Annotated in this window: 20 protein-coding genes; 16 read left to right on the top strand and 4 right to left on the bottom strand. The window is 74.9% G+C overall.

All coding sequences use genetic code 11. From position 1 onward, the window contains the following. Nucleotides 1-35: 35 nt before the first annotated feature. The 3 genes from ABRQ22_RS20065 to ABRQ22_RS20055 all read right to left on the bottom strand — a co-directional run bounded on the left by ABRQ22_RS20065 (nt 36) and on the right by ABRQ22_RS20055 (nt 4007). Nucleotides 36-1403, bottom strand: a complete 1368-nt coding sequence (locus ABRQ22_RS20065; RefSeq protein WP_253051034.1) for a PhoH family protein — start codon at nt 1401-1403, stop codon at nt 36-38. 340 nt (nt 1404-1743) lie between these two features. After that, on the bottom strand, nt 1744-3321 hold the full coding sequence (locus ABRQ22_RS20060; protein ID WP_353709591.1) for a DHA2 family efflux MFS transporter permease subunit: 1578 nt from the start codon (nt 3319-3321) through the stop codon (nt 1744-1746). 65 nt (nt 3322-3386) lie between these two features. Then, on the bottom strand, nt 3387-4007 hold the full coding sequence (locus ABRQ22_RS20055; RefSeq protein WP_253051033.1) for a PadR family transcriptional regulator: 621 nt from the start codon (nt 4005-4007) through the stop codon (nt 3387-3389). Nucleotides 4008-4199: 192 nt separating this feature from the next. Between ABRQ22_RS20055 and ABRQ22_RS20050 the strand changes: the two genes are divergently transcribed. Together ABRQ22_RS20050 and ABRQ22_RS20045 are read left to right on the top strand one after the other, a co-directional pair. Next, nucleotides 4200-5666, top strand: coding sequence for an amidase (locus ABRQ22_RS20050; RefSeq protein WP_353707959.1), 1467 nt, complete (start codon nt 4200-4202; stop codon nt 5664-5666). Continuing rightward, nucleotides 5633-6217: a DUF1697 domain-containing protein gene (locus ABRQ22_RS20045; RefSeq protein WP_353707958.1), complete on the top strand. Its 585-nt coding sequence runs from the start codon at nt 5633-5635 to the stop codon at nt 6215-6217. Before ABRQ22_RS20050 ends, ABRQ22_RS20045 begins: the two co-directional genes overlap by 34 nt. Nucleotides 6218-7009: 792 nt before the next feature. On the opposite strand, the gene ABRQ22_RS20040 is transcribed toward ABRQ22_RS20045, so the two are convergent. Then, entirely contained in the window at nt 7010-7978 is a 969-nt protein-coding gene (locus ABRQ22_RS20040; RefSeq protein WP_353707957.1) for a hypothetical protein, read from the bottom strand. Between the two features lie 180 nt (nt 7979-8158). Between ABRQ22_RS20040 and nhaA the strand changes: the two genes are divergently transcribed. From nhaA to ABRQ22_RS19970, 14 genes are all read left to right on the top strand, one after another. After that, nucleotides 8159-9469 carry a Na+/H+ antiporter NhaA gene (nhaA, locus tag ABRQ22_RS20035; protein WP_353707956.1) on the top strand — a complete coding sequence of 437 codons (1311 nt, stop codon included), beginning with the start codon at nt 8159-8161 and terminating at the stop codon, nt 9467-9469. A gap of 339 nt (nt 9470-9808) precedes the next feature. Beyond that, entirely contained in the window at nt 9809-11023 is a 1215-nt protein-coding gene (locus ABRQ22_RS20030; protein WP_353707955.1) for a substrate-binding domain-containing protein, read from the top strand. A gap of 1 nt (nt 11024) precedes the next feature. Then, the gene (locus ABRQ22_RS20025) at nt 11025-11801 is read left to right on the top strand and encodes an ABC transporter ATP-binding protein (protein ID WP_253051026.1); all 777 of its coding nucleotides are present in this window, start codon (nt 11025-11027) and stop codon (nt 11799-11801) included. Beyond that, on the top strand, nt 11798-12577 hold the full coding sequence (locus ABRQ22_RS20020) for an ATP-binding cassette domain-containing protein (protein WP_253051024.1): 780 nt from the start codon (nt 11798-11800) through the stop codon (nt 12575-12577). Before ABRQ22_RS20025 ends, ABRQ22_RS20020 begins: the two co-directional genes overlap by 4 nt. Next, a complete protein-coding gene (locus ABRQ22_RS20015) occupies nt 12574-13449 on the top strand; it encodes a branched-chain amino acid ABC transporter permease (RefSeq protein WP_253051023.1) in 876 nt (291 codons plus the stop codon). Before ABRQ22_RS20020 ends, ABRQ22_RS20015 begins: the two co-directional genes overlap by 4 nt. Beyond that, nucleotides 13446-14657, top strand: coding sequence for a branched-chain amino acid ABC transporter permease (locus ABRQ22_RS20010; protein WP_353707954.1), 1212 nt, complete (start codon nt 13446-13448; stop codon nt 14655-14657). The genes ABRQ22_RS20015 and ABRQ22_RS20010 overlap by 4 nt, the downstream gene beginning before the upstream one ends. Further along, complete coding sequence (locus tag ABRQ22_RS20005) at nt 14654-16273, top strand: AMP-binding protein (RefSeq protein WP_353707953.1); 1620 nt, start codon at nt 14654-14656, stop codon at nt 16271-16273. Before ABRQ22_RS20010 ends, ABRQ22_RS20005 begins: the two co-directional genes overlap by 4 nt. Then, a complete protein-coding gene (locus tag ABRQ22_RS20000) occupies nt 16270-16968 on the top strand; it encodes a TetR/AcrR family transcriptional regulator (RefSeq protein WP_353707952.1) in 699 nt (232 codons plus the stop codon). Before ABRQ22_RS20005 ends, ABRQ22_RS20000 begins: the two co-directional genes overlap by 4 nt. Before the next feature lie 35 nt (nt 16969-17003). After that, nucleotides 17004-17753, top strand: a complete 750-nt coding sequence (locus ABRQ22_RS19995) for a 3-hydroxybutyrate dehydrogenase (RefSeq protein WP_353709590.1) — start codon at nt 17004-17006, stop codon at nt 17751-17753. Beyond that, nucleotides 17750-18826, top strand: coding sequence for an alpha/beta hydrolase (locus tag ABRQ22_RS19990; RefSeq protein WP_353707951.1), 1077 nt, complete (start codon nt 17750-17752; stop codon nt 18824-18826). The genes ABRQ22_RS19995 and ABRQ22_RS19990 overlap by 4 nt, the downstream gene beginning before the upstream one ends. Beyond that, nucleotides 18823-19707 (top strand): CoA transferase subunit A, encoded by an 885-nt coding sequence (locus ABRQ22_RS19985; RefSeq protein WP_353707950.1) that lies wholly within the window; start codon nt 18823-18825, stop codon nt 19705-19707. Before ABRQ22_RS19990 ends, ABRQ22_RS19985 begins: the two co-directional genes overlap by 4 nt. 3 nt (nt 19708-19710) lie before the next feature. Further along, entirely contained in the window at nt 19711-20415 is a 705-nt protein-coding gene (locus tag ABRQ22_RS19980) for a CoA transferase subunit B (RefSeq protein WP_353707949.1), read from the top strand. After that, on the top strand, nt 20412-21569 hold the full coding sequence (locus ABRQ22_RS19975; RefSeq protein WP_353707948.1) for an alpha/beta hydrolase: 1158 nt from the start codon (nt 20412-20414) through the stop codon (nt 21567-21569). Before ABRQ22_RS19980 ends, ABRQ22_RS19975 begins: the two co-directional genes overlap by 4 nt. Further along, a complete protein-coding gene (locus ABRQ22_RS19970; protein ID WP_353707947.1) occupies nt 21566-22771 on the top strand; it encodes an acetyl-CoA C-acetyltransferase in 1206 nt (401 codons plus the stop codon). The genes ABRQ22_RS19975 and ABRQ22_RS19970 overlap by 4 nt, the downstream gene beginning before the upstream one ends. Nucleotides 22772-22805 lie beyond the last annotated feature (34 nt).

Genomic DNA, 22805 nt, shown 5'->3' with positions numbered 1-22805 from the left:
GCCCGGTCATGACCAGGCCTCTACCTCGCGGCGGGTCAGACCTCGATCGACTCGAGCATCTCCGTGACCAGGGCGGCGACGGGCGAGCGCTCGGAGCGCGTGAGCGTCACGTGCGCGAACAGCGGGTGACCCTTGAGCGCCTCGATGACCGCGGCGACGCCGTCGTGCCGTCCGACGCGCAGGTTGTCGCGCTGCGCGACGTCGTGCGTGAGGACGACGCGCGACGACTGCCCGATGCGCGAGAGCACGGTGAGCAGCACGTTGCGCTCGAGCGACTGGGCCTCGTCGACGATGACGAACGCGTCGTGGAGCGAGCGCCCGCGGATGTGCGTGAGCGGGAGCACCTCGAGCATCTCGCGGTCGATCACCTCGTCGAGCACCTGGGGCGAGACGAGCGCGCCGAGCGTGTCGTAGACGGCCTGCGCCCACGGGTTCATCTTCTCGGCCTCGGAGCCGGGGAGGTAGCCGAGCTCCTGTCCGCCCACCGCGTAGAGCGGGCGGAACACCATGACCTTGCGGTGCTGTCGGCGCTCCATCACCGCCTCGAGGCCCGCGCACAGCGCGAGCGCCGACTTGCCCGTCCCCGCCCGGCCACCGAGCGACACGATCCCGACCGACTCGTCGAGGAGCAGGTCGATCGCGACGCGCTGCTCGGCCGAGCGGCCGTGCAGCCCGAAGAGCTCGCGGTCCCCGCGCACGAGCTGCACGTGCTTGTCGGCGGTGACGCGCCCGAGCGCGGACCCGCGCGGGGAGTGCACGACGAGCCCCGTGTGGCAGTGCAGCGGCCCGGCGGCCTCGACGACCTCCGGGTCGAGGCTCGTGAGCTCGACGGACTCGTGCTCCCAGAGCGACGCCGCCTCGGCATCCGTGAAGGAGATCTCCCCCATGCCCGTCCAGCCCGAGTCCACGGCGAGCTCGTGGCGGTACTCCTCCGCGCGCAGCCCGACCGCCGACGCCTTGACCCGCATCGGCAGGTCCTTGGACACGACCGTCACGTCGTGCCCCTCCGCCGCGAGGTTCGCGGCGACGGACAGGATGCGCGTGTCGTTGTCGCCCAGCCGGAAGCCGGCGGGGAGGACGTCCGGGTCGGTGTGGTTGAGCTCGACGCGCAGGGTCCCGCCCACGTCGCCGACCGGGATCGGGGCGTCGAGACGGCCGTGCCTGACGCGCAGGTCGTCGAGCATGCGCAGCGCGCTGCGGGCGAAGTACCCCAGCTCCGCGTGGTGGCGCTTCGCCTCCAGCTCGGTGATGACGACGACCGGGAGGACGACGTCGTGCTCGGCGAACCGCCCGATCGCGCGGGGGTCGCTCAGCAGGACCGAGGTGTCGACGACGAACGTGCGACGCGCGTCGTCTCGCGCGTCGTCCTGCGGGGTGGGGGTGGTGGGTGAGGTGCGGACCACGAGGGCTCCCCTCCGGCGCGCGGGCGCCGTTCTCTCTCTGGGCGAGGCAGGCGACCGGCCGTCGGGCCGTGGGTGCCACGGCTCAGCAGCGCCGGTGCCGGCCCTCCTGAGCGGAGCGTGAACCCCATCGGCTGGCCTCCCGGAGGACGGCGGTGGTGCCGTCCGTCCCCTCGAAACTACGCCCGTGTGATTCGGCTCACCACCCCCGACACACCTCCGGGGCGAGGTTTAACCCTCCGTTCACGGGATCGTCCGGGCGCATGCTCCACGAGATCGGCCCGAGCGTCCGAGATCGACCCTCGGAGGGCCGATCTCGCGACGCACGGGCCGATCTCGCGGGTCAGTGCTCGACGTGCTTCGGCGCCATCGCGATCGCGCACACGAAGCCGAGGACCAGGACCGCGGCCGTGACCGCGAGCGTCTGCCCGACGGCGGTCGCGAACCCCTGGTGGAAGGCGGCGGTGGCGGCGTCGGTCACCTGGCGCGCGACGTCGTCGGGCACCCCGGGCGGGAGGTCGAACGACCCGCCCGCGCCGCCCTGCAGGGAGCCGGCGTTCGCGAACCCGTCGACGAACTGCTGGCGGAACTGCTCGGGGAGGGAGGCCGCCGCGTCCTGCGCGGCGGCAGGGAGGGTGACGGCGAGGCGCGCGGTGAGCGTCGCGACGATCGCCGCCGAGCCGATGACGCCGCCCACCTGGCGCGTGGTGTTGAACGCGCCCGCCCCGGCGCCGGCGGTGCGGTGGTCGAGGCCCGACGTCGCGAGGTTGGCGAGCGGCGAGAACACGCAGCCGGTACCGATGCCGAACAGCGTCATCGGGAGCACGACCGTCGCGACCGACACCCCCGGCCCGACGACGACGGCGAGCCACCCGATCGCGACCGCGAGGACGCCGAACCCGGTCGCCACGACCCACTTGGCGGGCACCTTGTCCGACAGGCGACCGGCGAGCGGGGCCACGATCCCGGAGACGAGCGACCCGGGCAGGTTGACGAGGGCGGCGTGCAGCGGCGAGAGCCCGAGGATGGACTGCAGGAAGATCGTCAGCGGGAAGAAGATCCCGATCATCGCGAACGAGACGGACATGCCGGCGACGTTCGCGAGCGAGAAGTTGCGGGAGCGGAAGAGCTTGAGGGGCAGCAGCGCGCCGTCGCCGAGGTGGCGCTGCCACAGGACGAAGCCCACGAGCACGAGCAGCCCGGCACCGATGACGCCCCAGACCGTGATCGGCCCGGTGATGGTGCCCCAGTCGTACGTCTCGCCCTCCTGGAGGCCGAAGACGACCGCGAACAGGCCGACGACCGAGAGCACGACGCCGAGGACGTCGAACGAGCGCTTGTTCGTCGCGAGGCGTGGCAGGCGCGTGAGCGCGAACCACAGCGCGACGACACCGACCGGCACGTTGACGAAGAAGATCCACTCCCAGCCCCACGACTCGACGAACACGCCGCCGAGCAGCGGTCCGGCGATCGTCGCGACGCCGGCGGTCGCGCCCCACAGGCCCATGGCCGCACCGCGCTGCCGCGGCGGGAAGACGCGCGTGATCATCGCCATGGTCTGCGGCGTCATGAGCGCCGCGCCGACGCCCTGGACCACGCGCGCGGCGATGAGCATGCCGATCGAGCCCGAGAGTCCGCACCACGCGGACGCGAGCGTGAAGACCGCGAGCCCGACGACGAACACGGGCTTGGGGCCGTAGCGGTCCCCGAGCCGCCCGGCGAGCAGGAGCAGCACGGCGTAGGAGAGCAGGTAGGCGCTGTTCACCCAGCCGACCGCGACGAGCGACGCGTCGAGCTCGGTCTGGAGCGTCGGGACGGCGATGTTCACGATCGTGGTGTCGACCATGATCATGAAGAAACCGAGGATGAGCGGCGGCAGGATGCTCCAGGCGCTGCGGCCGTGGAGGTCGACGAGGGGCACGACGCGCGAGCCGGCGTCGGCGGGCGCCGGGGCCGTGCTCGGGCTGCTGCCCGGGGCGGGAGTGGTCACGAGGTCTCCTGAGGTGAGGTCGTGCGGGGGAAGCGGAACGTGGGCGCGGGCTGGTCGGTCCAGCTCAGCGCGCCCGACTCGAGGTCGGCGACCGTCGCGTCGAGCCACGCGATCTCGGCCGCGACCTGGTGGAGCTGGAACGACGCGTCGAGCAGGTAGCGCCGGGGCAGCCCGCGCGCGACGACGCCGTCGAGGTGCTCGCGCACCCCGTCCGTCGCGGCCGCGAGCGCTGCCCGGCGCTCCCGCAGGAGGGCGAGGGCGTCGTCGAGCGGGAGGTCGTGCACGAGCGCGAGCCCCACCGGGAACGCCGGGTACTCGGGCGGCGTCTCGCGGACGAGGTCACGCGTGCGGTCGTGGTGCGCGGCGACGCCCGCGTCGGTGATGGCGTAGACGGTGCGCTCGGGCCGGTTGCCGTCGCGGTCGACGCCCGCGCGCTCGACGAGGCCGTCGCGCTCGAGCCGGTCGACCGCGTGGTAGACGGCGCCCGGGTTGAGCCGGACGAGCCGGTCGTCGCGCCGCTTGCGCAGGCGCACGAGCATCTCGTACGGGTGCATGGGCTGGTCGAGCAGCACGGCGAGCACGAGGGTCGCCGTCGGGCTGAGGCGCGGTGCGGGCACGGTCGTCTCCGGGACGGGTAGCACGGGGGGGGGTTCGCAGGCGGGGCTGCGTGCGTCGTGCGTCGCGCGACGTCGGCCCCGGGCCAAGAAGTCCGTAAGGAATATTCCGCATGGAATATACGCCTCGACGCGGCGGCGTGTCGACCCGGGACGGTTCGCGCAGTCGTGACCCGCCGCGTAGGTTCACGACACATGAGCGTCCTCGACCTGCTCGACCTCGACGCGACCGCCCTCGCCCACGCGCTCCGGACCGGCGACGCCTCCCCCACCGAGGTGCTCGACGCGACGCTCGACGCCGCCGCGGGCGTCGGCGCGGAGGTCGGCGCCTTCACCGTGCTCACCCCGGACCTCGCGCGCACGCAGGCGCTCGCCGCGGAGTCCGCGCTCGTCGCGGCACGCCGCGCGGGCGCGCCCGTCGCCGGGTCCGCGGAGCCGGGCGCGCTGCCGCCGTTCCTCGGCGTCCCGTGCCCGGTCAAGGACCTCACCATGGTGGAGGGCGTGCCTCTCCGCGCCGGGTCGGCCGCGATCGACCCGTTCCCGGCGCCTCATGACGACGGCGTGGCGACCCTCCTGCGCGCCGCGGGCACCGTCATGGTCGGCAAGACGACCACTCCCGAGCTCGGGCTCCCCTGCTACACCGAGCCCGACGTCGGGCCCACGGCCCGCACGCCGTGGGACCTCGCGCGGTCCGCGGGCGGGTCGAGCGGCGGCGCCGCGGCCGCGGTCGCGGCACGCGTCGTCGCCGTCGCGCACGGGAGCGACGGCGGCGGATCGCTGCGCATCCCGGCGAGCGCGTGCGGGCTGGTCGGGCTCAAGCCGTCGCGCGGGCTCGTGAGCCCCGGGCCGTACGGGGTCGACGGCGCGGGGCTCGCCACGCACGGTGTCCTCACCCGGTCGGTGCGCGACGCTGCGGCGTTCCTCGACGTCCTCGCGCGACCGTGGCCGGGCGACACCTTCACGGCGCGCCTCGCGGCCGCGTCCGGCGCGCGGCGGCTCCGGGTCGGGCTCCTGCTCGACCCCGTGATCGCCGCCGACGCCCCCGTGCACCCGGCGTGCGCCGACGCCGCCCGCGCGACCGCGGCGCTCCTCGCCGGGCTCGGGCACGACGTCGTCGAGATCCCCCCTCCGTTCGGCGCCGAGCGCTGGGACGCGTTCGCCGCCCTGTGGTCGGTCGGCGCGCTCCAGGCCCCCGTCCCGCCGGACCGCGAGCACCTGCTCGTCCCGCTCACGCGATGGCTCCGCGAGCGCGGGCGCGGCGTGAGCGGGCTCGCGTACGCGACCGCGCTCGCCGGGGTGCAGCAGCTCACCCGGGAGGTCGCCGCCGCCTGGGCCGGGGTCGACGTCGTGCTCTCCCCCACGCTCGCCCAGCCACCCGCGCTCGTCGGCAGCCAGCGGATGGACGACGACCCGGCCGCCGACTTCGCCGCGCAGACCGCGTTCACCCCTTGGACGAGCGTGTGGAACCTCACCGGCCGGCCCGCGATCTCGCTCCCGCTCGGCGAGGCACGCGTGACCGACCCCGACGGGTCCACGGCGACGGTCCCCGTGGGCGTGATGCTCGGCGCCGACCACGGCGACGACGCGCTCCTCCTCGACCTCGCCGCCCGCCTCGAGGAGGCCGCGCCGTGGTCCCACCGACGACCGGGGGCGTCGTCGTGACCGCCTACGTCGCGCTGCTGTTCGCCGTGAACGTGGGCGGGCGCAAGGTCCCGTCCACCGCGCTGCGCGAGCTCGCGGGCGAGCTCGGGTTCGCGCACGCCCGCACGGTCGTCAACAGCGGCAACCTCGTCGTCGCGCCCGGGACCTCCGGCGCGTCCCGGCCCGACGACGTCGCGCGTCTCCTCCACGACGCCGTCGCCGAACGCTTCGGCGTCGATGCCGCCGTCTCCGTGCTCACGACCGAGCGGCTCCGCAAGATCGTCCGCGGCAACCCCCTCCCCGACGACGCGGAGGAACGCCCCGCCGCGCTCCTCGTCCTCGTGGGCGAGACACCGGTCGACCCGGACGGCGCGACCACGATCCAGGCCCGGGGCGGGACCGAGCGAGCCGTCGTCGCGAACGGCGTCCTCTACGTCGCCTACCCCGACGGCATCGGCCGCTCGAAGCTCACGACGTCGGTCCTGACCAAGGCCGCCGGGACCCCGGTGACGGGCCGCAACTGGAACACCCTGACCCGCCTCCTCGCCCTCGCCGAGGACACCCCCACCTGACCGCTCCCGCCGAGCTAGAGCCGTGGTCGGCCGAGGTAGAGCCATGGTCACGCGAGGTAGAGCCAGGGTCACGCGAGGTAGAGCCCTGGTCACGCGAGGTAGAGCTGTGGTCCGCCGAGGTGGGCGTGGTCGGGTCTCAGACGCGCAGGGTTGGGTCCGCGGTGGGGGTGGGCTCGGTGCTCGGGGCTGCGGCGCCGTCACCCTGGTCTGTCGGGCGTGGGTTCTAGGAGCGCCGCTCTGACGCCCCTTCGCATCCGAGCCCACCCCCACCGCTCGGCCGTCGGCCCACTGTGGCTCGGCGACCGGCCGACCAGGTGGTCCTGGCAGCCTGACCAGGCGACCTTGGCTCGTCCGGCACTCATGTCGGGCCGAGACGACCTGCTCGGCGTGGCGTCGTGCGGCCCGGGCGACCTCGCGACGGCCCGGTGCGACGTCGCAGGAACAGGTCGAGTCGCGACCCACGACCCACGACCCACGACCCTGACCCGCAGCTGCAGCCGCTGCGCAGTCGCGCAGTGGCGCCCGCGAGGCGCGCGACGGGCGGAGGTGTGCGGTGTCACGCTGCACGCGGACGCAGCAACGGGAACGTGTCGGCGAGACCGGCACCGCGGGCGGTCGCCCGGGTGAGGGACGACCAGGGTGAGACGACGCCGGGCGGGGTGGGTGGTGGTGCCGCGTCGTGGTCGGGCCTGGCGGGAGCCGCGAGGAACGAGCGGCGGATGGTAGACGCGGCACCACCACCCACCCCGACCACCCAAGGTGACCAGACCGCCGTCGGGCAGGACCACGGCTCTACCTCGCGCTGCCGGAGCTCTCGCTCACGGGACCGGGGTCCTCTCTCGGGGCGGTGGCTCGGCGCCAGTGCTGGATCTTGTCGACGTCGCGCACGACGACGTCGAGGCGGGCGAGCTCGCGGCGCAGGTCGGCGGCGTCGGACGTCTTGTCGGCCTGGAGCATCGCCGCGCGGGCGCGCAAGACGGCGTCGGCGCTCGGCGGGAGCTCGGGGTCGCCGGGGACCCAGCGCCGGAACTCCTGTGCCCACGGGTCGCCGTCGTGCCACGGCCAGCCGTGCGCACGGAACGCGGCGGCGAGACGGGCCGTCGCGAGCTCCGTGCGGACGTGAAGCAGCTCGACGACCGGTGTCTCGCGAGCCTCCCGGTTGCCGGTGCCGGTGCCGTCGCCGGCACCGCGGGGCGAGAGACATACCGCGGTGGACGCGCGACGGTCGGTGGCGCTCGGCGCCCGACGGCCGAGCACGACGAGGTCCTTGCGGTCGACGAGCACGGCGGTGACGCGGTCCCGGTCGAGCGTGACGCGCTCGTCGCGCAGGGCCACGGTCGCGTGCTCGGCGTCGAGCGTCAGGACCGCGATGTCGCGCACCGCGTGCGCGGCGAACACGAGCCCGGCACCGACCCCGAGGACGAGGCAGATCGCGACGCCGAGGGTCCCCCGCTCGCCGAGGAGCTCGTCGATGACGCGCGCGAGACCCTGGAACGGCGCCCACGGCAGCCCCGCCATCCATCCGGCGAGGTGGAGCGCCCCGTACGCGAGCAGCGCCCCGAGGACCGGCGACCCGCCCCACAGGAGCCGGCGGTCGAGCGCCGTGGGTCCGACGACCGTCGGCACGTCCGGCGACGCCGTCCGGTCCGGGGACGGGATCGGGGCGGGCGTCGGGGTCGGGGGCGGGGACGGCGTCGGGGCGGAGTCGGTGAGCTCTGCGGGGGTGGGGTCGGGCGCGGGGCGGGGGACGGCGTCGGGCACCCGCCGATCCTCACGTGCGCTGGCCGCACGCGACGTCGCCCGGGAGGATGATCGCGAGCCGGGCACGTCGGCCGCGCGGGGTATGCCCCCGTAGAATCGAGGACGGTGTGCCGGGAAGTCTGGTCGGCCACGGTGTCGCGTCCGCGGGCCGTGCGACGCGACACCGACCCCGGGAGCACGATGACCCACGCCACCCCGCCCTCCGGCACCCACCCCACCGACCGCCCGTCGACCCGCGTGCGCTTCCGCCGGTGGGTGAGCCGGGAGACGACGGGCGGCGCGCTGCTCATCGGCGCGGCGCTGCTCGCGCTGCTGTGGGCGAACTCCCCGTGGCGGGACGCGTACACGACCCTCTCGGAGACGGTCGTCGGGCCGGCCTCGATCGGCTCCCTGCCCCTGCACCTCGACCTGAGCCTCGAGACCTGGGCGGCCGACGGGCTGCTCGCGATCTTCTTCTTCGTCGTGGGCGTCGAGCTCAAGCAGGAGTTCGTGGCGGGCAGCCTGCGGAGCCCGCGCCAGGCCGGGGTCCCGATGCTGGCCGCGGTCGGCGGCATGGCGGTGCCGGCGGTGATCTTCACGGCGGTCGTGCTGCTCGCGGGCGACCGCGGCGCGCTGCACGGCTGGGCGATCCCGACGGCGACGGACATCGCGTTCGCGCTCGGCGTGCTCGCCGTCTTCGGGCGCGGTCTGCCCACGGCGATCCGCACCTTCCTCCTGACGCTCGCGGTCGTGGACGACCTGCTCGCGATCGTCGTCATCGCGGTCTTCTACACGGCCGACCTGCGCATCGGGTTCCTCGGTCTCGCGCTCGTCGCGGTCGCGCTGTTCGCCGTGCTGGTCCGGGCGCGGCGCACGCGCTGGTGGCTCCTCGTTCCCGTCGCGGTGGTCGCGTGGGTGCTGGTCCACGAGTCCGGCGTGCACGCGACGATCGCGGGCGTCCTGCTCGGCTTCACCGTCCCGGCGCTCGTGGTGCACGGCGAGACCGAGTCGCGCACGCACCGGTTCGAGCACGCCCTGCGCCCGTTCTCCCAGGGGATCGCCCTGCCCGTGTTCGCGTTCTTCGCCGCGGGCGTGACGTTCGTCGGCGGCGGGGGCGACGTCCTCGGCCAGCCGGTCGTCCTCGCGATCGTGCTCGGCCTCGTGCTGGGCAAGCTCGTGGGCGTGCTCGGGGTGACGGCGCTCGTCACGCGGTTCACCCCGCTGCGCCTGGCGCCCGGCATCGGGGTGCGCGACCTGCTGCCCGTCGGCCTGCTGGGCGGGATCGGGTTCACCGTGTCGCTCCTCATCGCGGAGCTGTCGTTCCCGGACTCGACGCACACCGACGCGGCGAAGATCGCCGTCCTCGCGGCGTCGACGATCGCCGCCGCCCTCGCGGCGGTCGCGCTGCGCTGGGACGCCCGGCGCGCTCGCACGAACGACATGAACCTCGACGACCTCCCGGACGACGTCGTCGACCACATCGGCGACGAGAAGGACCGCCTCGAGCACTGACGCGACCCTCCCGCCGACCCGGGGTCCCGGTTCTCCCGCGGGCCGCCGGAACCCGGGGTCGTGGGCGACGTCTGCGGCCCAGCTCGCCCGTGACCCCGGGTTCGGCACCTGAAGGGTCCCGCTCGGCAGGTCGTCGCGACCTTGCGGCGGCACGGTGCCTCCCCGCGCAGAAGAGTGCGTCTCGTCGTCCATGGTGGGCTCCTTCGTCGGCGCCGTAGCCGGATCGTGACCGGCGCGGGTTGACACCGCGTCGGTCGTGGATCCATGATTCCCGCAACCTGAATCGCCTCTCATGTTTGAGCGGCGCTCCCCCAGGACCACCCAACGAAGGGCGAAGTCATGCGGACGAAGAAGTCCCAGCGGCCGGCACTCGCCGTCGCCGCGCTCGCGGCCGCGAGCCTCGTGCTCGCCGCGTGCGCGCCGACCGACGCGACCGGCGGCGACACGACCGGAAGCGAGAGCAGCGCGAGCGCCGACCCCGTCGACGTCGGCATCATCTACTCCAAGACCGGGCCGCTCGCGGCCTACGGCGAGGCCTACTACGAGGGCTTCCAGGCGGGCCTCGACTACGCGACCGACGGCACGGGCGAGGTCGACGGCCGGCCCGTCAACGTGACGTTCCACGACGACGGCGGCGACCCGGACAAGGCGGTCGGCCAGGCCAAGGACCTCATCGGCAAGGGCTACCAGATCCTCGGCGGCACGGTCGTGTCCGGCGTGGCGCTCAAGCTCGCCGAGCAGGCCGAGCAGAACAAGGTCCTCTACATCTCCGGCCCCGCCGCGGTCGACGCGCTCACGGGCATCAACGACTACACGTTCCGCTCGGGGCGCCAGTCGCTCCAGGACGTCGCGACGGCGGGGACGTTCGTCGACCCCGACGGCGCGAAGGTCGTCGTGTTCGCGCAGGACAACGCGTTCGGCCAGGGCAACCTCGCCGCGGTCGAGGCGGTCCTCGGCGCGCAGGGCGCCGAGGTGACGAGCGTGCTCGTGCCCGAGGACGCGACGGAGTTCACGCCGTTCGCGCACCAGATCGTCGACGCCGCGCCCGACCTCGTGTTCGTCGCGTGGGCCGGGGCGACGTCGGGCGCGATGTGGCAGGGCCTCGACCAGCAGGGCGTGCTCGACTCGACGACGGTCGTCACCGGCCTCGGCGACGTCGCCACCTACGGCGCGTACGGCGCCGCGGCGAGCAAGGTCGACTTCCTCAACCACTACTTCCCCGGCGCGGCGGGCACCGAGGTCGAGGCCGCGATGCTCGCGTCGGTCGAGGCAACCGACAAGCAGGCGGACCTCTTCACGCCCGACGGCTTCGTCGCGGCCCAGATGATCGTCCACGCGATCGAGGAGGGCGGCGACGACGTCGACGCCATGGTCGACGCGCTCGAGGGCTGGAGCTTCGACGGCCCCAAGGGCACGACGACGGTCCGCGCGTCCGACCACGCGCTGATCCAGCCGATGTACCAGGTCAAGCTCGTGGCCGACGGCGACGCCTGGATCCCCGAGCTCGTCACCGAGGTGCCGGGCGACGACGTCGCGCCGGCCGAGGCGGGCTGACGTGGGCGAGCCGCACGCCCTCCCCGCGCTCGAGGTCCGCGGCCTCGGCCTCCAGATCGGCGGCGCGCGCATCCTCCAGGGCGTGAGCCTCGCCGTCGGGCAGGGCGAGATGCTCGGGGTGATCGGGCCGAACGGCGCGGGCAAGACGACGCTCTTCAACCTGGTGTCGGGGATCCACCGCCCGACGAGCGGGTCGGTGCTCCTCGCGGGAACGGACGTGACGACCACCTCGGTGGCGGCGCGCGCCCGCGCCGGGCTGGGCCGCACGTTCCAGACGTCGAGCCTGTTCCCGCGCCTGAGCGTCCGGGAGAACGTGCGGCTCGCCGCGCAGGGGCGCCTCGGCGGCGCCCTGTCCGTGCTGCGCTTCCCGCGCCGCGGCGACGCCGCGACGCGGGAGGCGAACCGGCACCTCGAGACCGTGGGGCTCACGCGCCGCGCCGACGTCGCGGCCGGGGACCTGTCGCACGGCGACAAGCGCAAGCTCGAGATCGCGGTGCTCCTCGCGACGGAGCCGCGGGTCGTGCTGCTCGACGAGCCCATGGCGGGCGTCTCGTCGGCCGACGTGCCCGGGCTCGTCGAGGTCATCCGCGACCTGCACGCGACCGGCTGCACCGTCCTCATGGTCGAGCACCACATGGACGTCGTGCTCGGGCTCGTGGACCGCGTCGCCGTCATGCACCACGGCGAGCTGCTCGCGTGCGACACCCCCGACGCCGTCATGGCGGACCCGACGGTGCAGAGCGCCTACCTCGGCGTCACGGCAGGAGAGGCAGCATGAGCGCCGGCAGGAACCTCACGGACCGGACCGGAGCGACGGCCGACGTGCCCGTCCTCGAGGTGCGCGGGCTGTCCGCGCGCATCGCGGGGCAGCAGGTCGTCGAGGACGTGACGTTCTCCGTCCCGGCCACGGGCGTCACCGCCGTGCTGGGCCGCAACGGCGTCGGCAAGACGTCGACCCTCAAGGCCGTGCTCGGCCTCATCGAGCGCCGGGGCGAGGTGCGGCTCGCGGGCGAGCGGGTCGACGGCGAGCGCACGGACCGGATCGTGCGCCGCGGCGTCGGGTACGTGCCCGAGGACCGCGAGGTGTTCGCCGGGCTCACGGTCGCGGAGAACCTGCGGCTCGCGGAGCGCGACGCGCACCCGCGGCGCGAGCTCGTCGCGGAGCTCTTCCCGGACCTCGTCCAGCGCGCCGCCCAGCGCGCGGGCACCCTCTCGGGCGGTCAGCAGCAGATGGTGTCGCTCGCGCGCGCCCTGCTCAACGCCAACCGCCTGCTCCTCGTCGACGAGCCCACCAAGGGCCTCGCGCCCCGGATCGTCGGCGAGGTGTCGGACGCGCTCGCCGAGGCGGCCCGCACGGTCCCGATCCTGCTCGTCGAGCAGAACCTCGAGGTCATCGAGCGGCTCGCCGAGCGCGTCGTCGTGATCGACGCGGGCCGCGTCGTGCACACGGGCCCGGCGCGCGAGCTCCTCGACGACCCCGACCGCGTCCAGCAGCTCCTCGGCGTGCACGCCGAGGTCGACCACCACGAGAACGAAGGGGCTGCGGCCCGATGAGCACGATCGTCCTCCTCCTCGTCACGGGGCTCGGCCTCGGGGCGCTGTACTTCCTCGTCGCGTCGGGCCTGTCGCTCATCTACGGGCTCATGGGCGTCCTCAACTTCGCGCACGGGTCGTTCCTCACGCTCGGCGCGTTCGGCGGCTGGTTCGTCGCGCGCTCGCTCGGCGCGGACTCGTGGGGCGTCTTCGCGCTCTCGCTGCTCGCCGGGGCCGTCGTCGGGGCGGGGGCCGCGGCGCTCACCGAGCTCCTGCTCATCCGCCCGCTCTACGAGCGGCACATCGAGCAGGTGCTCGTCACGGTCGGGCTCTCGCTCGCCTCCGTCGCGCTGTTCGAGGGCATGTGGGGCTCGGACCCCGAATTCATCTCCGGTCCCGCGTGGCTCAAGGGCACGACCGACCTCGCGGGCGCGCCGATCCCCAACGACCGCTTCGTCGCGATCGGCGCCGCGGTTCTCGTGCTCGGCGCGATCGTGCTCTTCCTCCAGCGCACGCGTTACGGCCTCATCATCCGCGCGGGCGTCGAGAACCGGTCCATGGTCACGGCGCTCGGCATCGACGTGCGCAAGGCGTTCACGCTCGTGTTCGCCCTCGGCGGCGCCGCCGCGGGCCTCGGCGGGGTCCTCGCCTCGCAGTACTTCGGCTACGTCTCGCCGCACCTCGGCGGGTCGCTGCTCATCTTCGCGTTCATCGTCACGGTCATCGGCGGGCTCGGCTCGCTGACCGGCGCCGCGGTCGCCTCCGTGCTCGTCGCGGTCCTCCAGCAGTTCGCGAACTACTACCTCGGCTACGGCGACCTCATCGTCGTGCTGCTGCTCGCGCTCGTGCTCCTCGTCCGTCCCACCGGCCTCCTCGGGAGGGCAGCCGCATGACCACCCAGACCGCTCCTGGCAGCCGGCCCGACGGCGGCACGCGCGCGGCCGCCGACCCCACCTCCGCTCCCGCCGGGTCCGTGCCGGGCGCCCCGCACCCTGGCGACGCTGCGCGCCCGGCGCGCCGGACGCCGTCGGGCACCGTGGTCCGCACGCTCGCGGGTGTCGCGCTCGTCGCGCTGCTCGCGTGCCTGCCGCTGCTCGCCATCCACGTGCCCGGCGTGCTGCCTGGTCCGACCTACACGCCGGGCGCGCTGCAGATGATGGCGCTGTGCTGGCTCATCGGTGCGCTCGCCCTGAGCTACCACCTGCTGTTCGGCGTCGCGGGGCTGCTGAGCTTCGGCCACGCGCTGTACTTCGCGGCGGGCGTGTACGGGCTCGCGATCGTGCTCGACACGACCGAGATCCCGCTCCTGCCCGCCGCGGCGCTCGTGCTCGTCGGCGGGATCGTCCTCGCGCACGTCGTCGGCGCGATCTCGCTGCGCGTCACGGGCATCTCGTTCGCCATGGTCACGCTCGCGTTCGCCCAGGCGGGCAACGTGCTCGTGCGCCGCAACCCCGGCGGCGCCACGGGCGGCGAGGAGGGCCTCGCGCTCGCGACCGGCAACGTCCCCGACGCGTTCGTGGGCGTCCTCAACACGCGCAACCTCTACTGGCTCGCGCTCGCCGTGCTCGTCGTGGTCTACCTCGTCGTGCTGTGGATCGAGCGGTCGCGCGCGGGGCACGTCGCGGCGGCGACGCGCGAGAACGAGATGCGCGTGCGCGTCATCGGCGGGCGCCCCTACCTCGTCAAGCTCCTCGTGTTCGTCCTCGCGGCGACGCTCGCGACCGTCGTCGGCATGGCGTACCTCCTGCTCCAGTCCGGCGCCGTGCCGCGCGCGACGTCGGCCGACTTCACGCTCACGCTGCTCGTCATGGTCGTGCTCGGCGGCGTGGGCTCACGGTGGGGCGCGATCGTCGGCGGCGTGCTCTACACGGTCCTCGACCAGCGGCTCGGGACGCTCGCGAGCTCCGCGGCCGTCGCGGACCTCCCGGCCGTGCTGCGCGTGCCGCTCAGCGAGCCGCTGTTCCTCCTCGGGACCCTCTTCATCCTCGTCGTGATGTTCCTGCCCGGCGGCATCGCCGGCGCCGCGTCGCGCCTCGCCGCGCGCCGCCGCCCGCGGGAGGATCGGGAGGAGGCCCGCGAGCGCCTGGAGGAGGTGGCATGACGACGCAGCACCAGGACGCCCAGGACGGCCTGCACACCCTCGGCCGCTGGACGCGCGACCGCGCGCTCGCGACGCCGGACCGCGTCGCGGTCGACGACCGCGGCGTGACCCTGCGCTACCGCGACCTGCACGAGCGCGCGAGCGCCCTGGCGACGGCGTTCCGCGAGGCGGGCTACGGCCTCGGCGACCGCGTGGCCACGGTGACCGGCAACAGCGCCGACCAGGTCGTGCTGTTCTTCGCGTGCGCGCAGGCCGGGCTGATCCTCGCGCCGCTGTCGTGGCGGCTGTCGCCGGGCGAGCTCGCCGCCCAGATCGAGCAGGCCGACCCGGCGCTCGTGCTCGTGGAGCAGGAGTTCTCCGCGCTGGCCGACGCGGCGTTCGACCGGCTGGACCGGCTCGTCCTCCCCCCGCGGCGTACCGAGCTCGGCCGCAGCGGCGTCGAGGCGCGGGTCCCCGCGCCGTCGCGCCGCCCGTGCCTGGCCGACGGCGCGCGCGACGCGGACGGCGCGGGCCGGGCCGCGGGGGCGCCCGTTCCCGAGCGCCGCGTCGTGCACGACGACGACCCGCTCCTGCTCGTCTTCACGTCCGGCACGCAGGGCACGCCCAAGGGCGCGCTGCTCACGCACGCGAACTGCTTCTGGACCAACCTCTCGCTCTCGCGCACGGTCGAGCTGACGAGCCACGACGTCGTGCTGAGCGTGCTGCCGCAGTTCCACGCGGGCGGCTGGAACATCCAGCCGCTGCTCGCGTGGTGGACCGGCGCGACGGTCGTCCTGGAGCGCACGTTCGAGCCCGAGCGCGTGCTGCAGCTCGTCGCCGAGCGCCGCGTCACGACGATGATGGGCGTCCCGACGAACTACCTGCTCCTCGCGGAGCACCCCGGCTTCGCGGACGCCGACCTGTCGTCGCTGCGCCACGCCGTCGTGGGCGGCGCGCCCATGCCGGAGCCGCTGCTGCGCACGTGGCACCGGCGCGGCGTCGCGCTCTCGCAGGGGTACGGGCTCACCGAGGCCGGGCCCAACGTGCTGTGCCTGCCGGACGACCAGGCGCGCGAGCGCCTCGGGTCGGCCGGGACGCCGTATCCCCACGTCGAGGTCGCCGTCGCGGACCCGGTGACCGGGCGCCACCTCGACGGGCCCGCGGCGGGCGAGCTGCTGGTCCGCGGGCCCGGGGTGTTCGCCGGGTACTTCCGCGACGAGGCCGCGACGGCCGCCGTCCTGCACGACGGCTGGCTGCGCACCGGGGACCTCGTCGAGCGCGACGCCGACGGGTGCTACCGCGTGGTGGACCGGATCAAGGACGTCTTCATCGTCGGCGGCGAGAACGTCACGCCGTCCGAGGTGGAGGCCGTGCTCCGGCGGCACCCCGGCGTCGCGGACGTCGCGGTCGTGGGCGTGCCCGACGACCGGTGGGGCGAGGTCGGCGCGGCGTTCGTCGTCCCGCGCCCGGGCCACCCCACCGACGCCGAGGAGCTGGAGGCGTTCTGCCGCCGCGAGCTCGCGCACTTCAAGGTCCCGCGTCGCTTCGACCTCGTCCCGTCCCTGCCCCGCACGTCGTTGCACAAGGTGTCGCGCCGCTCGCTCGCCGAGCGCGTGACCGTCCCGGAGGACTCATGAGCACCCAGCCCCGCACCGCCCGCGGCAACCGCACGCGGGCCAAGATCCTCGCCGCGGCCGAGCAGGTGTTCGCCCAGGTCGGGTACCACGACGCGTCGATCGTCAAGATCACCGAGTCCGCGGGCGTCGGGCAGGGCACGTTCTACCTGTACTTCGAGTCGAAGATCGACGTGTTCGACGAGCTCGTCGACGACCTCAACCGCCGCGTGCGGCACGCGATGATCGAGGCGAGCTCGCAGGCGGACACCCGCCTCGCCGCCGAGCGCGCCGGCTTCGAGGCCTTCTTCCGCTTCACCGCCGAGCACCCGGCGCTCTACCGGATCGTGCGGCAGGCCGAGTTCGTCTCGCCCGGCGCGCTGCGTCGGCACTACTCGCGCATCGTCGAGGGCTACATGACGGGCCTCGACAAGGCGCGCGCGAACGGCGAGGTGGGCCACGACGTCGACCCGGAGGTCGCCGCGTGGGCGCTGATGGGGATCGGGGAGATCGTCGGCATGCGCTGGGTCCTGTGGGGCGGGCGCTGGGACGAGAGCGCGGAGCCGCCGTCGTACGACACCGCGGCCGCCGAGGTCCCGCCGCACGTCTTCGAGCAGACCATGCAGTTCATCGAGCGCGCGCTCGCCGTACCGCGACCCGCCGCCGAGGCCGGAGCCACGGCCCGGTCCGGATCCACGACCGAAGGAGACGCGCAGTGATCGTCCCCGCCACCGTCCCTGCCGCGTCGACCCCCGTGGCCCCCACGCTCGCCGGGCGTCGTGCGCTCGTCACGGGCGGCGCGAGCGGCATCGGCGCGGCGTGCGCGCGCGAGCTCGCCGCGCGCGGCGCGCACGTGACCGTCGCCGACGTCGACCCCGACGGCGCGCAGCGCCTCGCGGACGAGCTCGGCGGCGAGGCGTGGGTCGTCGACCTCGCCGACACGCGCGCGCTCGACGACCTCTCGCTCGACGTCGACGTCCTCGTCAACAACGCGGGCGTCCAGCGCGTGAGCCCCATCGAGGAGTTCCGCCCCGACGACTTCCGCCTGCTGCACGCGATCATGCTCGAGGCGCCGTTCCTGCTGGTCCGGGCCGCGCTCCCGGGGATGTACGCGCGCGGGTTCGGGCGCGTCGTCAACGTGTCGTCGGTGCACGGCCTCGTGGCGTCGCCGTTCAAGTCGGCGTACGTGTCCGCGAAGCACGGTCTGGAGGGCCTGTCCAAGGTGACGGCCCTCGAGGGCGGCCCGCACGGGGTGACGAGCGTGTGCGTCAACCCCGGCTACGTCCGCACGCCGCTCGTGGAGAAGCAGATCGCGGACCAGGCGCGCATGCACGGCGTCCCCGAGTCCGAGGTGCTCGCGACCGTGCTCCTCGCCGAGTCCGCGGTGAAGCGGCTCGTCGAGCCGGAGGAGGTCGCGTCGCTCGTCGGCTGGCTCACCGGACCCGACGCGTCGATGGTCTCGGGCGCGTCGTGGACGATCGACGGCGGCTGGAGCGCCCGGTGACCGCGGGCACGACGGCGACCCCCGCGTCCGCACGGCACGACGTCACCGCCGCGACCCACACCTACGCGACGCTCGACGTCCCCGTCGCGGGCGGGCGGCTGCGCGTCGGCGTGTGGGACCCGGTCGGCCCGCCCGCACCCGGGCCCGGCGCCCGGCCCGACGGCGGCGCGCGCCCCGCGCACGACGCCGTCCCGACCGTCCTCGCCGTGCACGGCATCACGGCGTCGCACCGCGCGTGGCCGGCCGTCGTCGCGGCACTGCCGGGCGTGCGCGTCGTCGCGCCCGACCTACGGGGGCGCGGCCGCAGCAACACCCTGCCCGGCCCGTACGGCATGGGCGCGCACGCCGACGACCTCGCTGCCGTGCTCGACGCGCTGGGGGTCGAGAGCGTCGTCGCGCTCGGGCACTCGATGGGCGCGTTCGTGTCGGTCGTGCTCGCGCACCGCCACCCCGGCCGCGTCTCGCGGCTCGTGCTCGTCGACGGCGGGATCCCGCTCCCACCGCCCGCGGGCCTGCCCCCGGACGCCGATCACGACGAGGTCCTGCGCGCGCTGCTCGGGCCGGCCGTCGAGCGGCTCGAGCGGACCTTCGCCGACCGCGAGGAGTACCGCGGCTTCTGGCGCGCGCACCCCGCCTTCGCGAGCGCGTGGGACGAGCCGTGGGCCGACGTCGTGGCGGGGTACGTCGACTACGACCTCGTCGGCGAGGCGCCCGCGCTGCGTCCGGCGTCGTCGGGCGCGGCGGTCTCCGCCGACTCGCTCGAGCTCTACGAGGGCGGCCCGCTCGCCGAGGCGCTCGCGGGCGACCACCCGCTCGACGTGCCCCTCGTGCTGCTGCGCGCGCCGCGCGGGCTGCTCGACGAGCCCGAGGCCCTCTACTCCCCCGAGCACCTCGCCGCGTGGCGCGCGCGGCTGCCGGGGCTGCGCACCCGCGACGTAGCGGGTATCAATCACTACACGATCATCATGAGCCCGCCCGGCGTCGAGGCCGTCGCGGGCGAGACCCTGCAGGCCCTGGCCGCCGTCACGAGCGACGGACCCGGACCGGCGAGTGACGAGGAGGTCACGGCATGAGCCCCACGATCGCGTCCCCACGAGGGACCGGGCTGGACAAGGTGGTCGCGTCCGCGGCCGAGGCCGTCGCGGACGTGCCCGACGGCGCGTCGCTCGCCGTCGGCGGGTTCGGCCTGTGCGGCAACCCCATCGCGCTCATCGAGGCGCTGCTCGCGCAGGGCACGCGCGATCTGTGGGTCGTGAGCAACAACTGCGGCGTCGACGACTGGGGCCTGGGCGTCCTGCTCGGGGCGGGCCGCATCCGGAAGATGACGAGCTCGTACGTCGGGGAGAACAAGGAGTTCGAGCGGCAGTTCCTCTCGGGTGAGCTCGAGCTCGAGCTCACCCCGCAGGGCACGCTCGCGGAGAAGCTGCGCGCGGGCGGCGCGGGCATCGCGGGGTTCTGGACGCGCACCGGCGTCGGCACGCAGGTCGCCGAGGGCGGCCTCCCCCAGCGGTACGACGGCGCGGGCGGGGTCGCGCAGGCCAGCGCGCCCAAGGAGGTGCGCGCGTTCGGCGTCGGGCCGCGCGGCCGCGACGGGTCGTTCCCCGACGAGGCCGAGTTCGTCCTGGAAGACGCGATCACCACGGACTTCGCGCTCGTGCACGCCCTGCGCGGCGACCGGCACGGCAACCTCGTGTTCCACCGGTCGGCCCGCAACTTCTCCCCCCTCGCCGCGATGGCGGGCCGCGTGTGCGTCGCGCAGGTCGAGGAGCTCGTCGAGCCCGGCGAGATCGACCCCGACGCCGTCCACCTGCCCGGCGTGTTCGTGCACCGCGTCGTCGAGGTCGGCCCGGACGTGCCCAAGCGGATCGAGCGCCGCACCGTGCGCCCGGCCGCAGAGACCGACCAGCCCGCGCGCACGACGTCGGGCACGGCGACCAGCGTGAAGGAGGGCTGACGCATGGCGCTCACCCGCGACGAGATGGCCGCGCGCGCCGCGCGCGAGCTCCAGGACGGCTGGTACGTCAACCTCGGCATCGGCCTGCCGACGCTCGTGCCCAACTACGTGCCCGAGGACAAGCACCTCGTGCTGCAGTCGGAGAACGGGATCCTCGGCGTCGGGCCGTACCCGAGCGAGGACACCGTCGACCCCGACCTCATCAACGCGGGCAAGGAGACCGTCACCGTCCTGCCGGGCGCGGCGTTCTTCGACTCCGCGCTGAGCTTCGGCATGATCCGCGGCGGCAAGATCGACGCCGCGATCCTCGGCGGCATGCAGGTCTCCGCGACGGGCGACCTCGCCAACTGGATGATCCCCGGCAAGATGGTCAAGGGCCCCGGCGGCGCGATGGACCTCGTGCACGGGGCCGCGCGCGTGATCGTGCTCATGGAGCACGTGGCGCGCGACGGGTCGCCCAAGCTCCTGCGCTCGTGCTCGCTGCCGCTCACCGGGCGGGGCGTCGTGCACCGGATCATCACGGACCTCGCGGTGATCGACGTGACGCCCGACGGCCTCGTGCTGCGCGAGACCGCGCCCGGCGTGAGCGTCGACGACGTGCGCGCCGTGACCGAGCCCGACCTCGTCGTCGCGCTCGACGACGCCCCGCTCGACGTCGCCGACGCCGGTCCGGGACCGTCCACGCAGGCCGCGGGGACGCCGTCGTGACGCGCGACGTGCTGCGCCGCGACGTGCCGACCCCGCGCGGTCGCGAGCACGTGCGCGAGGTGCTGGCCGACGGCGACGTGCGGGCCACGGTCCTGCTCGTGCACGGCAACTGCTCGTCGTCGGCGTTCTTCGACCCGCTGCTGCGCGCGCTGCCCGCCGACGTGCGCGGCGTCGCCGTCGACCTGCGCGGGTACGGCGACGCCGAGACCCGGCCCGTCGACGCGACGCGGGGCGTGCGGGACTACGCGGACGACGTCGCCGCCGTCGTCGACGCGCTCGACCTCGCGCACCCGCTCGTCGCAGTCGCGCACTCCGCGGGGGCGGGGGTCGTGCTCCAGCTCGCGACGGACCGGCCCGACCTCTTCGACGCGGTCCTCCTCGAGGCGCCCATGTCGCCCTACGGGTTCGGCGGCACGCGCGACGTCGACGGCACGCCGCTCTCCCCCGACTTCGCCGGGTCCGGCGGCGGCACCGCGAACCCCGCGTTCGTCGCGGCGCTCGCGGCGGGCGACCGCAGCGAGGACGCGGGGTCGCCCCGTGACGTGCTGCGCCGGTTCTACGTCGCCGACCCGGCCTCGCTCGGCGAGCCGCTCGGCACGCTGGAGGAGCTCCTGCTCGACTCCGTGCTCTCGACGCGCACGGGCGACGACAACTACCCGGGCGACCGGACGGCGTCGGGCACGTGGCCCGGCGTCGCGCCGGGGACGCGCGGCATGAACAACGCGATCAGCGCGAAGTACTGCGACCTGTCCGGCTTCGCGACGTCCGGCGCGACGGCGCCCGTGCTGTGGGTGCGGGGCGACGCCGACGCGATCGTCTCGGACACGTCGCTGTTCGACCTCGCGCAGCTCGGCGCGATCGGCGCCGTCCCCGGCTGGCCCGGGGCCGAGACGCACCCGCCGCAGCCGATGGTCGCCCAGACGCGGGCCGTCCTCGACGCCTACGCGGCCGCCGGCGGGCGGTACCGTGAAGAGGTGCGGCCCGGCGTCGGGCACAGCCCCCACCTCGAGGAGCCGGACGTGTTCCTCGGGCTCCTGCTCGGGCTGGTCGACACTGCCGTTGCCGACGTCGACGCCGCCGCCGCACGAGCGGGCGCCACACCCCCGGCGCCCGCGCAGACACCGCCGTCCGCACCCCTGGAGGTCCAGCCGTGAGCACCACCACCCCGCACTCCCCCGACGACGTCGTGATCGTCGCTGCCGCCCGCACCCCTCAGGGCCGGCTCAAGGGCTCGCTCGCCGCGCTGACCGCGGTCGAGCTCGGCGCCGTCGCCGCGCGCGCCGCGATCGAGCGCTCGGGACTCGGCGCGGACGCCGTCGACGCCGTGGTGTTCGGCCAGGTGCTCCAGGCCGGGGCGGGGCAGAACCCCGCGCGCCAGACCGCCGCAGGCGCCGGCGTGGGCTGGGACGTGCCCGCCGTGACGGTGAACAAGGTGTGCCTCTCGGGGCTCACCGCCGTCATCGACGGCACGCGGATGATCCGCTCCGGCGAGGCCGAGGTCGTGCTCGTCGGCGGCCAGGAGTCCATGACCAACGCGCCGCACCTGCTCCCCGGGTCGCGCGCCGGGTTCGCGTTCGGCGACGCGACGCTCGTCGACGCCGTCGCGCGCGACGGGCTCACCGACGCGTTCGACCGCGCCTCCATGGGCGTCTCGACCGAGCGCACCAACGTCGGCGACGTGTTCGTCTCGCGCGAGGAGCAGGACGCCGTCGCGGCGGCGTCGCACCAGCGCGCCGCCGCCGCGGCGAAGGACGGCCTGTTCGACGCCGAGCTCGCCCCCGTGAGCGTCCCGCAGCGCCGGGGCGAGCCGGTCGAGGTGCGCGACGACGAGGGCGTGCGCCCCGACACGACCGTCGAGGGCCTCGCGCGCCTGCGCCCCGCGTTCGACCCCGAGGGCACCATCACCGCAGGCAACGCGTCGCAGATCTCCGACGGCGCCGCCGCGCTCGTGCTGACCACCCGCGCCCGGGCCGAGTCCGCTGGCGCGCCCGTGCTCGCGACCGTGCGCGCCTGGGGTCAGGTCGCCGGCCCCGACACGTCGCTGCACTCCCAGCCGGCGCGCGCGATCCGGCAGGCCCTCGACCGGGCCGGGTGGACGGTCGACGACCTCGACCTCGTCGAGATCAACGAGGCGTTCGCGACCGTCGTCGCGGTCTCCACGCGCGTGCTCGGCGTCTCGCCGGACGTCGTCAACGTGCACGGTGGTGGCATCTCGCTCGGGCACCCCATCGGCGCCTCCGGCGCCCGCCTCGCCGTCCACGCGGCGCACGAGCTCGCGCGCCGCGGCGGCGGGCGCGTCGCCGTCGGGCTGTGCGGCGGGGGCGGCCAGGGAGAGGCGCTGCTGCTGGAGGCCTGACCACCCGTCCCCGACGTCGTCAGCGCCCCACCGT

Origin of the sequence: Cellulosimicrobium sp. ES-005, from assembly GCF_040448685.1 — a bacterium.
GTDB lineage: Bacteria > Actinomycetota > Actinomycetes > Actinomycetales > Cellulomonadaceae > Cellulosimicrobium > Cellulosimicrobium cellulans_G.
The sequence above is the reverse complement of the archived record's forward strand: the minus strand, read 5'-3'. Positions and strand labels throughout refer to the sequence as shown.

What these genes read in the sequence shown, in the direction of transcription:
- nhaA (WP_353707956.1), top strand. Translation starts at nt 8,159, where the DNA reads ATGACCCACGCCACCCCGCCCTCCGGCACCCACCCCACCGACCGCCCG.
- ABRQ22_RS20030 (WP_353707955.1), top strand. Translation starts at nt 9,809, where the DNA reads ATGCGGACGAAGAAGTCCCAGCGGCCGGCACTCGCCGTCGCCGCGCTC.
- ABRQ22_RS19980 (WP_353707949.1), top strand. Translation starts at nt 19,711, where the DNA reads ATGGCGCTCACCCGCGACGAGATGGCCGCGCGCGCCGCGCGCGAGCTC.
- ABRQ22_RS20005 (WP_353707953.1), top strand. Translation starts at nt 14,654, where the DNA reads ATGACGACGCAGCACCAGGACGCCCAGGACGGCCTGCACACCCTCGGC.
- ABRQ22_RS20050 (WP_353707959.1), top strand. Translation starts at nt 4,200, where the DNA reads ATGAGCGTCCTCGACCTGCTCGACCTCGACGCGACCGCCCTCGCCCAC.
- ABRQ22_RS19985 (WP_353707950.1), top strand. Translation starts at nt 18,823, where the DNA reads ATGAGCCCCACGATCGCGTCCCCACGAGGGACCGGGCTGGACAAGGTG.
- ABRQ22_RS20010 (WP_353707954.1), top strand. Translation starts at nt 13,446, where the DNA reads ATGACCACCCAGACCGCTCCTGGCAGCCGGCCCGACGGCGGCACGCGC.
- ABRQ22_RS20015 (WP_253051023.1), top strand. Translation starts at nt 12,574, where the DNA reads ATGAGCACGATCGTCCTCCTCCTCGTCACGGGGCTCGGCCTCGGGGCG.
- ABRQ22_RS20000 (WP_353707952.1), top strand. Translation starts at nt 16,270, where the DNA reads ATGAGCACCCAGCCCCGCACCGCCCGCGGCAACCGCACGCGGGCCAAG.
- ABRQ22_RS20020 (WP_253051024.1), top strand. Translation starts at nt 11,798, where the DNA reads ATGAGCGCCGGCAGGAACCTCACGGACCGGACCGGAGCGACGGCCGAC.